The sequence below is a fragment of the Halovivax sp. genome, assembly GCA_007119345.1.
In the GTDB taxonomy this organism is placed as follows: Archaea; Halobacteriota; Halobacteria; order Halobacteriales; family Natrialbaceae; genus Halovivax.
In genome coordinates this window covers 1-14256 of the sequence record SKPV01000254.1, presented here as the reverse complement: position 1 = coordinate 14256, position 14256 = coordinate 1, and the positions used below count along the sequence as shown (strand labels likewise).

Annotated in this window: 17 protein-coding genes; 11 read left to right on the top strand and 6 right to left on the bottom strand. The window is 66.7% G+C overall.

Annotated features, from left to right (window positions below; all coding sequences use genetic code 11):
- Positions 1–5: 5 nt before the first annotated feature.
- Positions 6–635: a hypothetical protein gene (locus tag QZT59_RS17385; RefSeq protein ID WP_290819152.1), complete on the bottom strand. Its 630-nt coding sequence runs from the start codon at positions 633–635 to the stop codon at positions 6–8.
- Positions 636–868: 233 nt separating this feature from the next.
- Here QZT59_RS17385 and QZT59_RS17380 point away from each other — a divergent pair, with 233 nt between their 5' ends.
- Positions 869–1048 (top strand): HVO_2753 family zinc finger protein, encoded by a 180-nt coding sequence (locus tag QZT59_RS17380; RefSeq protein ID WP_290819151.1) that lies wholly within the window; start codon positions 869–871, stop codon positions 1046–1048.
- Between the two features lie 6 nt (positions 1049–1054).
- Positions 1055–1321, top strand: coding sequence for an elongation factor 1-beta (locus QZT59_RS17375; RefSeq protein ID WP_290819150.1), 267 nt, complete (start codon positions 1055–1057; stop codon positions 1319–1321).
- 504 nt (positions 1322–1825) lie between these two features.
- On the opposite strand, the gene QZT59_RS17370 is transcribed toward QZT59_RS17375, so the two are convergent.
- From QZT59_RS17370 to QZT59_RS17355, 4 genes are all read right to left on the bottom strand, one after another.
- Positions 1826–2224, bottom strand: coding sequence for a hypothetical protein (locus QZT59_RS17370; protein WP_290819149.1), 399 nt, complete (start codon positions 2222–2224; stop codon positions 1826–1828).
- A gap of 38 nt (positions 2225–2262) precedes the next feature.
- Positions 2263–2949 (bottom strand): MBL fold metallo-hydrolase, encoded by a 687-nt coding sequence (locus tag QZT59_RS17365; protein WP_290819148.1) that lies wholly within the window; start codon positions 2947–2949, stop codon positions 2263–2265.
- Between the two features lie 107 nt (positions 2950–3056).
- Positions 3057–3917: a class I SAM-dependent methyltransferase gene (locus QZT59_RS17360; protein ID WP_290819147.1), complete on the bottom strand. Its 861-nt coding sequence runs from the start codon at positions 3915–3917 to the stop codon at positions 3057–3059.
- Between the two features lie 35 nt (positions 3918–3952).
- Positions 3953–4876 carry a hypothetical protein gene (locus tag QZT59_RS17355; RefSeq protein ID WP_290819146.1) on the bottom strand — a complete coding sequence of 308 codons (924 nt, stop codon included), beginning with the start codon at positions 4874–4876 and terminating at the stop codon, positions 3953–3955.
- Positions 4877–5049: 173 nt separating this feature from the next.
- On the opposite strand from QZT59_RS17355, the gene QZT59_RS17350 reads away from it, so the two are divergent.
- On the top strand, positions 5050–5697 hold the full coding sequence (locus QZT59_RS17350; RefSeq protein WP_290819145.1) for a helix-turn-helix domain-containing protein: 648 nt from the start codon (positions 5050–5052) through the stop codon (positions 5695–5697).
- 71 nt (positions 5698–5768) lie between these two features.
- On the opposite strand, the gene QZT59_RS17345 is transcribed toward QZT59_RS17350, so the two are convergent.
- On the bottom strand, positions 5769–6932 hold the full coding sequence (locus QZT59_RS17345) for a cystathionine gamma-synthase (protein WP_290819144.1): 1164 nt from the start codon (positions 6930–6932) through the stop codon (positions 5769–5771).
- Positions 6933–7248: 316 nt separating this feature from the next.
- Between QZT59_RS17345 and QZT59_RS17340 the strand changes: the two genes are divergently transcribed.
- The 8 genes from QZT59_RS17340 to QZT59_RS17305 all read left to right on the top strand — a co-directional run bounded on the left by QZT59_RS17340 (position 7249) and on the right by QZT59_RS17305 (position 14035).
- Positions 7249–8637, top strand: coding sequence for a selenium-binding protein SBP56-related protein (locus tag QZT59_RS17340; RefSeq protein ID WP_290819143.1), 1389 nt, complete (start codon positions 7249–7251; stop codon positions 8635–8637).
- A gap of 243 nt (positions 8638–8880) precedes the next feature.
- Positions 8881–9645: a hypothetical protein gene (locus tag QZT59_RS17335; RefSeq protein ID WP_290819142.1), complete on the top strand. Its 765-nt coding sequence runs from the start codon at positions 8881–8883 to the stop codon at positions 9643–9645.
- A gap of 79 nt (positions 9646–9724) precedes the next feature.
- Positions 9725–10018 (top strand): 50S ribosomal protein L21e, encoded by a 294-nt coding sequence (locus tag QZT59_RS17330; protein ID WP_290819141.1) that lies wholly within the window; start codon positions 9725–9727, stop codon positions 10016–10018.
- Positions 10015–10371 carry an RNA polymerase Rpb4 family protein gene (locus tag QZT59_RS17325; protein ID WP_290819140.1) on the top strand — a complete coding sequence of 119 codons (357 nt, stop codon included), beginning with the start codon at positions 10015–10017 and terminating at the stop codon, positions 10369–10371. Before QZT59_RS17330 ends, QZT59_RS17325 begins: the two co-directional genes overlap by 4 nt.
- A 77-nt stretch (positions 10372–10448) precedes the next feature.
- Positions 10449–11045: a DUF655 domain-containing protein gene (locus tag QZT59_RS17320; RefSeq protein ID WP_290819139.1), complete on the top strand. Its 597-nt coding sequence runs from the start codon at positions 10449–10451 to the stop codon at positions 11043–11045.
- A 199-nt stretch (positions 11046–11244) separates the two neighbouring features.
- Positions 11245–12081, top strand: coding sequence for a 16S ribosomal RNA methyltransferase A (locus QZT59_RS17315; protein WP_290819137.1), 837 nt, complete (start codon positions 11245–11247; stop codon positions 12079–12081).
- A gap of 86 nt (positions 12082–12167) precedes the next feature.
- Positions 12168–13457, top strand: a complete 1290-nt coding sequence (locus tag QZT59_RS17310; protein WP_290819135.1) for a mechanosensitive ion channel family protein — start codon at positions 12168–12170, stop codon at positions 13455–13457.
- Positions 13457–14035: a HemK2/MTQ2 family protein methyltransferase gene (locus QZT59_RS17305; RefSeq protein ID WP_290819133.1), complete on the top strand. Its 579-nt coding sequence runs from the start codon at positions 13457–13459 to the stop codon at positions 14033–14035. Before QZT59_RS17310 ends, QZT59_RS17305 begins: the two co-directional genes overlap by 1 nt.
- Positions 14036–14256 lie beyond the last annotated feature (221 nt).

The window sequence follows — 14256 nt, the reverse complement described above, 5'->3', positions numbered from 1 at the left end:
GGTCGCTATTCGTCCGTTTCGACGGTGATCTCGATGTGGTCGCCGTCGTGGAGTTCCGTGTCCGGCGAAGCCGGATCGCCGTTGACGACGATCTCGACGTCCGTGTCGGGGTCTTCGTCGTCGTAGACCTCGCCGTCGACCTCGATCGACGTCGCGGTGATCGGTTTGTCGACGTCGTCCATGGCCTCGGCGAGCGTCACGCGATCCCAGTGCATGTGCCAGTAGTACTCCCCTCGGTCCGGGTCGTGGCGGTGCTGTTCTCCCCCGTGGAAGTGGAACGTCCCGGCGTTGCCCTCCTCGTAGTAATACTCCGGCCGGTCGAAGTCGTAGTACTCGCCGTCCACGTCGAGCGTGATGTATCCGTGTTCGTGGACCCGCTCGTCGCCGCCGTCTTCCCCGCCCATCGCGAGGACGGCCGCGATCGTTCCGATGATGAGGAGGACGAACATGACGCCGAGCCCGTAGAGGACGATTTTGTTCGGGCCGTCGCCATCGTCGTCGGAGAGCGAGCCGCGGTGGCGCTCCACCCGCTTTCGATCGATGCGACCGAGCTCGTCGCGGTGGACCTCGGCCAGGTGATCGAGGTAGGCGTCTTCGCGGGGGAACGATTCGGCACAGTACTCGCAGTCGGTCACGAGCCGATACTGAGCGGCCCGGATATTGAAAGTTTCTGGTGTGCCCGTCGACCTCCCCCGGATCCGCGACGACGGTGCGGTCGACGCGGGGGATCGACCGGTTCCGGGTCGTCGACGGCGGTGCGAACGATCAACGACCGACTATCGTCGCCGACGCCGCAGACGGCCCGTCGAGCGGATCCGACGTGGCTCGAAAGACAACCGTTAAAAGCGCTGGCCGGAAACGGAGAGGTATGAGTACGACCGACGAGCGGGGACGTCGCGCGTGCGTCTCCTGCGGGATCAACATCGCCGGGACGAACGCCGCCGCGTTCAAGTGTCCCGACTGCGACGCACAGATCTACCGCTGTGCGAAGTGTCGAAAGCAGAGCAACCTCTACGAGTGCCCCGACTGCGGATTCACCGGTCCCTGATCGCCCATGGGTAAAGTAGCCGCCAAAATCAAGGTCATGCCGAACAGCCCCGAGATCGACCTGGACGAGCTCCAGGAACGACTCGAAACGGCCCTCCCCGAGGGCGCGAAGATCAACGGCGTCGAGCGCGAGAACGTCGCGTTCGGTCTCGTCGCCCTCTACCCGACGGTGATCGTCCCCGACGGTTCGGGCGGGACCGAGACCGTCGAAGACGAGTTTAGCAACGTCGAAGGCGTCGAGAGCGTCGGCGTCGAGAACGTCGGTCGCATCTGAGCGACGGACGGCGACTGCTGTTTTTACGCCGAACGGGTTGCGGAGGCGGCCGCCGCGCTCGCGGTGGCCCCGATTCGCCACACCCGAACGAGACCGACGACGAGCCGACGGTACGAGCGTGCAAGCCGCTCCGCGGAATGCGGACGAACCGCCGGCCCGGGACCCGTCGGTCGCTCGGCCACCGCGGTGTCACAGCACGGACACGCCACCCGCTCGAACGTGCCGCGCGATCGCCGCGTCCACTCCTCGTCGACCGGGCTCGCGTGTCCGCACTCCCAGCAGAACAGGGTCGATTTACGCGAGGTCGGGTCGTCACTGTCGGTGATCGGCGCGGCGGGAGGAACCATCGTCGATGGGGAGGGCGCGGACACGGATAACGCTCACCCCGGCCGGTGCGAACCGGACTGGTGAGCGACTTCGACCCGCCCGTCCGGAGCCGATAGCCGAATCCGGCCCCGATCCGCACGGAACCGATAGCCGAATCCGGCCCCGTCCCGTCCCCACTCAGGAGACGAGCTCGGCTCCGTGCGAGGAGAGTTCTACGGAGACGTCTTCGTTCAGTCCCGTGCTGATCTCGTCGATGTTCCTGGCGAGCACGGTCAGAATGTCCGGCGGGTTGGGGTAGACCAGCATGTTCCCGTCCTGACCCTCGGTCGCGAGCTGAGTATCGTTGATCATCACCTGATCGTCGTGGATCGACGCGGTAACGACGGGAAGCGCCTCCGGCTTCCCCGGCTCGTCGTCGCGCACCTTCCGGATGTGGACCGCGTCGAGATCGATGACGTCTTTGTGCTCGCGGATGCGCTCGGCGCACCGGACCATGTCCCTGACGACGGCCTGTCGGCGCTCGTCGCCGTGTTCGCCCTCGTAGCAGTGTTCGCAGACGCGGAGCTCGATTCGCATGGGCGATCGTTGCCGCCGGAGCCAGATGAGAATTCCGTTCAGCGGCTCCCGGCGTCGAGGTCGCCGGCGATCGCACGTATCCGCTCGGATCCGAGGGGGACGTAGCCGCCGTGATAGCAGATCGTCTGTTCGACGTCCAACCGTCCGAGCGCGACGAGCGATTCGACGGCGACGTCCATATCGGCCGTGTACGTCGGTTTGGGACCCGACAGGGGCTCGTCCCCGTCCGCTACGAGCGCGTCGCCGGCGATCAACAGCCGCTCCTCGGGCAGGTATAGCGAGACGTGCCCCGGCGTGTGACCCGGGGTTTCGATCACCCGCATCGGTCCGGTGCGGGTCGAGATCTCGTCGCCGCCGGCGAGTTCCTCGTCGACCTGCACCGTTCGATACCGGTCGTCGCCCCCCTTCTGAGGCGGTTCGTCGCCGCGCACGTACGCCGCCTCCTCCCGGTGGGCGGCCACCGTGACGTCGGTTCGCTCCGCGAGCGACGCCAGCCCGCCCGCGTGGTCGGCGTCGTGGTGGGTGAGCACCACCCGTTTCACGTCCGAGAGCTCGAATCCCGCGTCCGAGAGGGCGTTTTCGAGTCGGTCGAGCCCTCCATCGGGACCCACGTCGACCAGCACCAGACCGTCGTCCGAAGCCACGGCCGTCGGCGTGATCGCCATCGTTCGGCCGGCGAACTCGACGGGCATCGTGAGCGCGTGGACGCTGACGTCGTCGTGCATGCGGTGTCAGTTCGAGTCCCGTACCGAAAGGATTCCGGCCCGAGGGAGCCCCGGTGCGGAGTCGAGACGCCCGCGATGGTGAACCGAACGACGCCCAGCTCGGCCGGTCACTCGCCGTCTCGTTTCTCCGTCACAGCCAGGTAACCGGCCCCCGCATCGTACGTCTCGAGGACCGTCACGCGATCGAACGGGGCATCGAGGAGCTCTAGGGTGTCCCGTCCGCGCTGGTGGTTCACGAACCGAGCTATCGCTCGCTCGTACAGCGGATTGACCAGCCTGGCCGGTCCGTCCGTGATCGGCCGCGAGTCGAGGACGACGAATCGGCCCCCCGACCCCAGCACGTCGTGAACGTTCTCGACGACTGCGTCCGCGTCCGGCATCGTGTGTAGCGCGAACGTCGTCAGGACGGCGTCGAACGACGACTCCGGTCCGCACGTCTCGGCGGCGTCCGCCAGAACGACGTGGACGTTCTCCCAACCTCGTTCGTCGACCAGCTCGGCCGCGCGTCGGGCCATCCCCGGGCTGTAGTCCAGCCCGATGATGGTACCCTCGGGTCCGACGGCCTCCCGGAGGCGCTCGAAGTTTGTGCCCGGGCCGCACGCCAGGTCCAGCACCGACTCCCCGGATTCGATCGAGAGCGCGTCGAACGCGTCGTCTCGCAACGGGGCGGCCAGCCCCATCAGACCGTCGTACAGCCGCTCCTTTCCGCTCCAACGGTCGTAGAGTCGACGTCCTCGATCCGTACCCGCGGCCGAGTCACCATCCGCTCCGGCCGTCGGCTCGACGTCGGTTCGATCGACGCCGCTCGTGACGACGGTCGCACCCTTCGCGTGGAACGCCTCGAGGATCGCCGACGAATCGGCGCCCGATGCGTCGTCCGGATCATCGCCCTCCGTCGGGCCGGATCCGTCGCTCCATTCGTCGGTCGCGTTCGGATCATCCTTCGGATCGTTGGCTCGGGATTCCATCGTCGTCACGATAGACACTTGGTTCGACTACCCTCTCACTCCTGTTTCGATACGTTTCGTTCGTTTAAATTGCTCCCCCAGGACTCGCGCACATTCGCCTCCCGCCGCAGCCGCCGCGTTCTCGGTCGTCGCGGTCCGACGGCGTGGACCAGCAACTCGTTTTCGACCGGTACCGGCCCCTCGAGAAACCGCTCCGGTCGTTCGAGGAGCCGACGGAGTGCGAACTCCGTGGCGCGGACCATCGGGTTCCAGGTGTCGGAGTACGCCCGGTAGACTCGCTCGAACGAGTCGGCTTCCATGTACTGGAGCAATCGAAGCCGATCGGGCTCGCGAGCCACGAAGATCGTCTCGGTGTACATCCCCTCGGCCCGGAGGATCGCCTCCTCCCAGCCGCTGACGGATCGTTCGATCCAGCCGCCAGAGCTACCCTGGGGCTGGCGGGCGATCCGGTCGACGAACCACGAGGCCGGACCGCGTATCACCGTCACCTCCACGTGCGCCACCCCGACGGTCGGATCGTCGCGTGCGTCCGCCGGCGTGACGAGCGCGCCTTCGTCGGCGACGTCGACCGCATCCCTGGGGCGTTCGGGATGCCAGACGTGGGTCACGAGCTCGTCGCCGTCGACCGAGCCGCCGACGCATCGCGACCGGGCGTCATCTACGTGCTGAGCGAGCCCCGCGGCGTGCGGTGGCGACCCGTCTCGCAATGTTTCCACCGGCCGATCGCCGACGGGGCGCCCGTCCGCACGCTCGCGCCGATCGGCCTCGAGGAACCATCGGAGCGTCGACTCGTCGCCGGATTCGTCGAGGAGGACCGACGCGGTGTGGAACCCGACGACGCCCGTCACCGCCCGTGGACCGGACGCGTCGTTCGATTCGACCGCCTCGCGGACGGTCTCGCGGACGCGCTCCTCGCGGCCCGGGAGAATCGGCCGTTCGATCAGCCGAACGGTCGCCATTCTGACAAATAAGTTCGCCGGGACGGATCCGTCGCCGCCGGTCGCGACCGCGTCTTCCTCCTCGGTCTCCCCCGTCGCTGGCGACTCCGTGCGCCCGATCCGCCGCCCGGCCGGGAGGCTGCTGTCACGAAAAGTATCCCGGATTTATAATAAATCGATCCGAACGCCGGAGCGTGAAATCGCTCAGACTCGCCATCTCGCTGGACGAGGAGACCGTATCGCCCGAGCAAAATCTGGCGTACGCGTCGACGGCGATCGATCGCCACCTGATCCTCGGCGGCGGAGTGTACGACGGGATGGAGACGACGATCTCCTACGTCGAGGGAGATCCGGATGCGGCCGACGAGATCCTGCGAGAGGTGCCCGAAATCGAGGAGTACGAGCTCGCGCCCGGCGAGGACGGATGCTTCCTCTACTGCAGACAGGCGCTCACCGACTCCGCGATGACGCTGTTCGAGGCGTTCCACCGGGACACGGTCGTCGTCGTGCCGCCCTACGAGCTGCGGTCGGACGGAACGGTGCGAATGGACGTCGTGGGGACGCCAGAGGACCTCCAGGCCGTCATCGATGGATTCCCCGACGGGAACTCGGTCGACGTCGTCCGCGTGGGCGATCACGCCGCCGGCCCGATCGGCGAGCTCTCGGCGAGACAGCGCGAGGCCGTTCGAACCGCCTGGGAGGTCGGCTACTACGAGGTGCCGCGGGAGGGCGGAATCGAAGCGGTCGCCGAAGCGCTCGAGTGTGCCGTCTCCACGGCGTCGGACCTCCTCAGACGGGCGGAATCGCGGCTGGTCGCGAACGCGCTTGACGCGCCGCGGTAACCGACTGACAACGCGCGGGCCGACCGTCGACGCGTGGGCGGCCCACCGGATCGACGGTTTCGAACGACCGATCAGGACAGGACGGCGTCGATCGCCGCGTCGAGGTCCGCGATCAGGTCGTCGACGTGCTCGATGCCGACGCTGACCCGGATCAGGCTGTCGGTGAGGCCGGCCTCGATCCGCTCCTCGCGGGGGATGGCGGCGTGGGTCATCGGCGCCGGCTGCTCGATCAGGCTCTCGACGCCGCCGAGGCTCTCGGCGAGCGTGAAGACGTCGGTCGAGGAGACGACCTCGCTCGCCTGCTCCAGGGAACCGTCCAGCTCGAAACAGAGCATGCCGCCGAAGTCGTCCATCTGTTCGGCCGCGAGTTCGTGGCCGGGGTGGGACTCGAGACCGGGGTAGTAGACGCGGTCGACGTCACGGTGGTCGTCGAGCCACTCGGCGATCCCGCGAGCGTTCCCGCAGTGGCGGTCCATCCGGACGGGGAGCGTCTTCGTCCCGCGGAGGACGAGGAAGCACTCGAACGGGCCCGGCGTCGCGCCCACCGCGTTCTGGTAGAAGCCGAATCGCTCGTCCAGATCGGGGTCGTTCGTGAGGAGCGCGCCGCCGACGACGTCGGAGTGCCCCCCGAGATACTTCGTCAGCGAGTGCGAGACGATATCCGCGCCGAGGTCCAGCGGTCGCTGGAGGTACGGGGTCGCGAAGGTGTTGTCGATCGCACAGAGCGCGTCGTGTTTGCGGGCGATCTCCGCCGCGCCCTCGACGTCGACGATCGACATGAGCGGATTGGTCGGGGTTTCGAGCCAGAGCAGCTCGGTGTTCTCCCGGAAAGCGGCCTCGATCGCCTCGAGGTCGGTCATGTCGACGAACGAGAACTCGAGCTCGTAGTCCTCGTAGACCTGCGTGAAGATGCGGTGGGTCCCGCCGTAGACGTCGTTGCCGGTGACGACGTGATCGCCGGCCTCCAGGAGGTTGAGGACGGTGTTGATCGACCCCATACCGCTGGAAAAGCACCGGCCGTAGTCTGCGTTCTCCAGGCTCGCGAGATTCTCCTCAAGGTCCGTGCGCGTCGGGTTGCCGGTCCGGGAGTACTCGTAGCCGCGGTGCTCGCCGGGAGCGTCCTGCTCGTAGGTCGAGTTGGCGTGAATCGGCGTCATCAACGCGCCCGTGTCCTCGTCGGGCCGTTGGCCCGCGTGGATTGATCGCGTCTCGATCCGGTGGTGGTCGTCGTCCATGGCTGGGTCGACGCGGCGGAGGGTAGTGATAGTGACGAAAGTCGTGCGAGTCCGTCGAACGGACGCCTCCGAGGGAACTCGGCCGTTCCTATCGTCGGTACAGTTCCAGGGGGATTAGCGTGACACGACAGAAGACGACGACAGGAGGCGGATCGAACGATCTCCACGAGTTCGACCGTGGATGGGCCAGATCGATCGCGCGCTTCGAGCCGACGTCCGTACCGGGAAAACACAGGACCGAAAATTGCAACAAGTATTTCAAAATACTACTTTTTCAAAATATTTGTTTATGTAGTCCGGGTGCGTAATATATCATATGGGTTCCAAGCCGACACACGACCACCACAGCAGCGCCCACGAACACCACGCCGGTGCGGTGGGCTACGATACGCCCCAAGCCGCCATCGAGCGATCGGCTCGCGAAAAAATCGCCTACGTTCCGGCGCTGTACGTCGGCACCGATATCGATGCCCCCGACATGCTGGCCGTCGTCGACGTCGACCCCGACTCGTCGACGTACTGTGAGATCGTCGACCGGATCGAGATGCCGACGACGGGAGACGAGCTCCACCACTTCGGGTGGAACGCCTGCTCGTCGTCGTGCCACGTCGAGGGCGCGGAGCGCCGGTACCTCGTGGTCCCCGGGAACCGCTCGTCGCGGATCCACGTGATCGACACCCACGATCGGCTAAACCCCGAACTCGTGAAGGTCATCGAACCCGAGGAAGTTTTCGAGCACGACCTCTCCGCCCCGCACACCGTCCACTGCATCCCGGACGGGGAGATCATGATCAGCATGCTCGGGAACGCCGAGGGGGACCTCCCTGGCGGCTTCCTCATCTTGAACGAGGACTTCGAGATCGAGGGCCGCTGGGATACGCCCGGCGACATTCAGATGAACTACGACTTCTGGTACCAACCGCGGCGTAACGTGATGATCTCCTCGGAGTGGGCCGCGCCGTCGACCTACCAACCCGGGTTCGACCTCGCGGACGTCGAAGCCGGAAAGTACGGCCACGAGCTTCACTTCTGGAACTGGGAGGACCGCGCGGTCGAGCAGACGATTGACCTCGGTGAAGAGGGGCTGGTTCCGCTCGAGGTGCGCTTCCTCCACACCCCCGAATCAGAACACGCCTACGTCGGCGCCGCACTCTCGTCGAACATGTTTCACCTGTACAGGGAAGACGACGAGTGGCACGCCACGAATGTCATCGACGTTGAGCCCCGAGAACACGACAGCTGGGACATGCCGGTTCCCGGACTCATCACGGACCTCGTGGTTTCCATGGACGACCGGTACCTGTTCTTCGTGAACTGGCTCCACGGCGAGGTCCGCATGTACGATATCTCCGACCCGTCGAACCCACGGCTGACCGACACGATCTCGGTCGGCGGACTTTTCGGCGACGTCCAGGAGGTGAAGGGCCGCGCGATCACCGCCGGGCCGCAGATGCTCCAGCTGTCGCTGGACGGCGAGCGTCTCTACTTCACGACGTCGTTGTACTCGTCGTGGGACGACCAGTTCTTCCCCGAAGAAGCGGAGCGAGGCTCGGTGATGCTGAAGGCCGACGTCGATCCCCGCCGGGGGACGATGACCCTCGACGAGGAGTTCCTCGTCGATTTCGGGACGCTCCCGGAGGGGCCGGCCCGCGCTCACGAGATCCGCTGGCCCGACGGCGACTGCACCAGCGACGTCTGGATGTGAGGCGGCGAGTCGGCAGACGGTTCGACGCGGCGTCGTGCGCCGGGATCGAGGAGGACGATTCGACGACATCGGTTCGACGGAGTCGCCGAACGTGATCCGGCGATATCGGATCGCAGGGATCGGTGACCGCGAACCGACGTGATTCGGTCGGGGAAAGCGGTGAACACCATGCAACAGCGTTTGGTCGGCGGAAGCGGTGAACACGATGCAACAGCGTTCGATCGGCGGGACCCGCATGTTTCCGTGCGGATACCCCGAACGGCGATAGCGGTCGCCATCGTCGCGCTGTGTATCGCGCTCCGGCCGACGATCGTCGGTGCGCACGAGGTCGGGGCGAAGGGGTGGAGCTTCGATCCGGCGGTAGGGTTTCTCGCGGCGATCGGGTTCTCCGCGACGCTCTGTGGTGCGTTCGGCCTCGCCACCGTCGTCCGTTTCGGGAGGACCCACGACGTCGGTAGGGATCACCACCCGTCGACGGGCGCGTGGGTGACGGTCCTCGTCGCGGTTCTGGGCGCCCTGGCACTCCTCTCGGCCGTCGGTCAGCGAGGCTACCTTCTCACGATCGGCGCCGGGCTGACCGGCGGTGCGATCGCGTGGATCGTACGGACGCGCGGCGTCTCGCCCCACGAGGGTTGTGCCGACGCCGCGCTCGGCGCGATACTGACCCACCGGGCGATCGAAGGAGCGGTGGTGGCGAGCATCTACGCCGCCAGCGCGGCGCTCGGTGCGCTCGGACTGGGTCTCCTGACGTTGCACGCGATCGCCGAAACGGTCGCCGTCGGCGGCCTGTACGCTCCGGTCAGCAAAAGCTGGGCGATCGGGAGCGTGGTGGCGCTCCAGCTCGCCTTCGTCGCGGGCGCCCTGCTCGGCGAACACGTGGCGGACCTTCTCTCGTCGGCGATCGTGACGGCGCTCCTCGCGGGCGTCGGCGGCGCCCTCCTGGTCGCGGGTACGATCGAATTTCGCGGCGCGGTTCGAAACCCTCACCCCCGCCCGCGCGGAGCGTAGTCGGATCTGGCCCGCGGGCACTCCCCGCTCGCGGAACGTGCCTTTTATAACCGTCTCCCGTCAACGAGGACGTACGACTATGCCGAACTCGAAAGGACCTCGTCAGGGAACCCGGAAGAAACTCGCCAACAAGCCCCGAGACCGGGGAACGTCCCCGCCGCAGCGTGCGATTCAGGAGTTCGAGGAGGGTCAGCGGGTCCACCTGAAAATCGACCCGAGCGTCCAGGGCGGGCGCTATCACCCGCGATTCGACGGCCGAACCGGCGAGGTCGTCGGCGAGCAGGGCAAGGCGTACAAGGTCCGCGTCCGCGACGGCGGGACCGAGAAGACGCTCATCGTGACGGCGGCCCACCTGAAACTCCAGGACGAATGACGATCTTCAAGGAGATCGTCGACGAGGAGTACCTCACCGTCGCCGAAACGAAGGAACTCCTCGACGACATCGAGGCCGAACGATCGCTCGACGAGGATCGCGAACTCCGGTACGAGCTCGCGAGAGCGATCGAGCACGTCAACCGATTCGCGGTCCTCGACCCCGAGGAGTCTCGCGAACTCGTCGCCGACCTGGAGGAACTCGAGAAGGTGGACGAGGCGACGGCATTCAAGATCGCGAACCTGCTCCCCCGGGACCGCGACGAGCTGCGAGCCGTGTTCGCCCAGCAACGGTACTCGCTCTCCGGCGACGAGCTCGACGAAATTCTGAACGTTATCGCTCGCTACGCCTGAGGAGGGCGCCCTCCGGCTCGCGATATCGGGGTTCGCAGCCGATTATTTAAGTGCCCGGTGGTCGTATCACCACGGCAATGAGCGAATCCGAGCGCGAGGAGACGGGGGAGCGCCGAGCGGTGGTGCTGGACTACCTCGCCCACGGCCTGTCGGACGGCGGTCGCGCCCAGTACGATCGGTCACCGGCCGGCTACGCCATGGCGACCGACGACTTTCGGCTCTATCGAGTCGCGTTCGACGAGGACGAGCGGTTGACGATTGGCACCCGAGTCCTGATCGAACCGCGTGCCGATCGCACGGTGGTCACGAACGCCCAGCGAGTCGACTACGACGACCTCTCTTCCGGGGCCCAGTCGGAGCTCGAGTACGTCGTTCGAGATCTCGTCGAGGAGGACGAAGAGCGCTTCGTCGACTTCTACAACGAGGCCCAGCCGATCACGCTCCGGCTCCACCAGTTGAACCTGCTGCCGGGGATCGGCAAGAAGCTCCGGAACGCGATCCTCGACGAACGAAAGCGCAAACCGTTCGAGAGTTTCGACGAACTCGAAGAGCGGGTGTCCGGCCTGCACGATCCCGACGAGGTGCTGGTCGAGCGAATCCTCGAGGAACTGCGCGACGACGACCTCAAGTACCGGACGTTCGTCGGCCGAGCCGCGGAGGGGTCCGGGGAGTAACCGAACCAGTCTCGGCTGCGTACGAGAAATATCCGAAGGACTCTCGGCTGCGTGCGACGAGTAACCGAAGCAGGCTCGGCGTCATTCGGTCGATCACGAAGGTCCCGTCGAACGGTCACGGATTGAATGGGGTCATGGAGACGCCGGCTCCCAATCGAGAGCGCTGCGTTTACGAGCGGCGGTCCCGAAGCCGACGCCGATGAGAGATCCGGACGGACTGCTGGCTCGCGCTGGCGTTCGCGGCGATCCCGATCGTGACCAGCACTTTCTCGTCGACGACCGGGTGCTCGATCGGCTCCCGACCTACCTCGACGACCTCGACGCCGACCGCGAGCACCTGCTCGAAATCGGGGCCGGCACGGGCGCCCTGACCGACCGCTTGCTCGCCGCAGGCGACCGCGTCACGGCCGTCGAGCGCGACCGCAAGCTGGCGGCGTTCCTCCGTTCGGAGTTCGCCGACGAGATCGTCGAGAACCGACTGATGGTGGTGGAAGGCGACGCGCTGGAGGTGGAACTGCCGTCGTTTACCGCCTCGGTTTCGAACCTGCCCTACGGCGTCTCCAGCGGGATCGCGTTCCGGTTGCTGCCCGAAAAACGACCGCTGGTTCTGATGTTTCAACTCGAGTTCGCAGAGCGGATGGTCGCCGAGCCAGGTACGCCAGAGTACGGCCGTCTCTCGGTGTCCGCCCAGCACTACGCGGACGTCGAACTCGTCGAAACCGTGCCCAGGGAGGCGTTCAGCCCGCCCCCGGCGGTCGAAAGCGCCGTCGTGCGGACGCGGCCGCGCGATCCGGCCTACGACGTGGACGACGAGGCGTTCTTCCTCCGGTTCGTGAAGGCGCTGTTCACCCAGCGGCGAAAGACGGTACGGAACGCCGTCCGAAACTCGGCGCACATCTCCGGGCTCGACGCCCCCGACGCGGTCGTCACCGCCGCTCCGGAGGAGCTGCTGGCGAAGCGACCCGACGCCGTCGCGCCGTCGGAGTTCGCCCGGCTGGCGACGCTCGCCGCGGCCACGGGCGATCCGAAATCTTGAGCGGTTCCACCGGCCGGCGATCCGCGAGCGGTCCGGCTCCGACCGACGGATTCTCAAGGGGAGCCGATCAAGGGGGCCGTGAGACGATGGTGGAGCCGCTGACCGCACTCGACTGGCTGGCCGACACGTTCGAGACGACGAACCAGCGGCTGGCTGTGACGGTCGTCGTCCTCGCCGTGCTGGCGGCCGTCCTCCTCCGCGCCGATTCGATGCAGCGGTGGCTCAACCGTCGAATTCGACCCCTGTACGCCGACGTCATCGCAGCCGCGGTGTTCGTCGGGACGTGCGTCCTCGCGGGCGCGGTCGTCATCGGCGTCTGGGAACAGACCGGCGAGCTGCGCGCGCTCTGGGCGGAGTACGACCTGGGCGGGGACACCGTCGCTCGACTGCTGGTCTCGGCCGTCCTCCTGCTCACCGCCTACATCGTCGCGCGGTTCGTCGAGCGCCTGATCGCGGACGTGCTCGGCACGGCCGCCTCCGTGACAGACCACCAGCGGGAGGTCACCTATCGGGTCTCGCAGGTGGTCATCTACGCCATGACGCTCGTCGTGGTCCTGGGGATCTGGATCGACGACCTGGGCGCCATCTTCGTCGGTGCCGGCTTCCTCGGGATCGTGCTCGGAATGGCCGCCCGACAGACGCTCGGCTCGTTGATCGCCGGCTTCGTCCTGATGTTTTCGCGCCCGTTCGAGATCGGCGACTGGATCGTCGTCGACGACCAGCACGAAGGGATCGTCACCGACATCTCGATCGTCAACACCCGGATCAAATCGTTCGACGGCGAGTACGTGATCGTCCCCAACGACGTGGTGGGGTCGTCGGCGGTGGCCAACCGCTCGCGAACCGGGCGACTCCGCGTCGAGGTGGAGGTTGGCGTCGACTACGATGTGGACGTCGAGCGCGCCTCTCGGATCGCATCCGAGGCCGTCGCCGAACTCGACGCCTCCCTCGACGCGCCCGAACCGGGCGTCGTCTCGAAATCGTTCGAAGATTCTGCCGTACTGCTCGGCGTCAGGTTCTGGATCGACAACCCAAGCGCTCGTCGGTTCAACCGCTCGCGGACGGAAGCCATCCACGCGATCAAGGAGGCCTTCGCCGACGCGGGAATCAAGATCCCGTTCCCGCAGCGGGAACTGGCCGGCAGAGCGGAGACCGGCGGGTTCCGCGTTGCGGGCGAGCATCTTCGATACGAGGAGTCCGAATCCGATAGCCGCGACGTTACGGAGACCGAATCCACCACCGGGTCCGACGCAGCCGTTCCTCCCGCACGTTCGGATGCGACCCGTGACGGTGGCTCACCCGGTTCGCACGGAGACGGTCCCGAGGACGACCCGCCGGCCGAAGTGGCCGGCGATGCCTCCGGGGAGGGCGAGTGATGGACCTCGCCGAGCGTCGGGACGTCGAAACGGACGTCTACCAGCCCGCGGAGGACTCCCAGCTGCTGGCCGAAGCGGCCAGCGAACGGCTCGCAGGGACGACCGACGGCGTCGTGCTCGAGGTCGGTACCGGCTCCGGATACGTGGCCGAGGTTCTCGACTCGGCGCTCGACTGCCGAGTGATCGGGACGGACCTCAATCCGCACGCCTGCCGTCGAGCCCGGGAACGCGGACTCCAAGTCGTCCGCGCGGACCTCGTCCGCCCGTTCGTCGACGACTCCTTCGACGCGGTCGTCTTCAACCCCCCGTACCTCCCGACCGACCCCGACGTAGAGCGCGACGACTGGATGGAACGAGCGCTCTCGGGTGGGCCGTCCGGACGAGCCGTCATCGATCCCTTCCTCGCGAGCGTCGGACGCGTCCTCGCACGCGACGGCGTGGTCCTCCTGCTCGTCAGTAGCCTCACGGGCGTGGACGAGGTCGTCGAACGCGCCGGGGAGGAAGGATTCAGCGCGGTGGCCGTCCGGGACGAGTCCTTCCCGTTCGAGACGTTGACGATCCTCGAACTGTTCCGGTAACCGAATCCGACGTCCAACTGTACCTCTTGGACCAATCTGGCGCTCACCGGTACGTCGCTGCCAACCACGATCCACCGATCTCGTTCGCCAGGGAGTCAACCGATCCCGTCCGCAAGGCCGGTTCCACCGATCCCGTCCGCCAGTTCAGTCCACCGATCCCGTCCGCCAGTTCAGTCCACCGATCCCGTCCGCCAGTTCAGTCCACCGATCCCGTCCGCCAG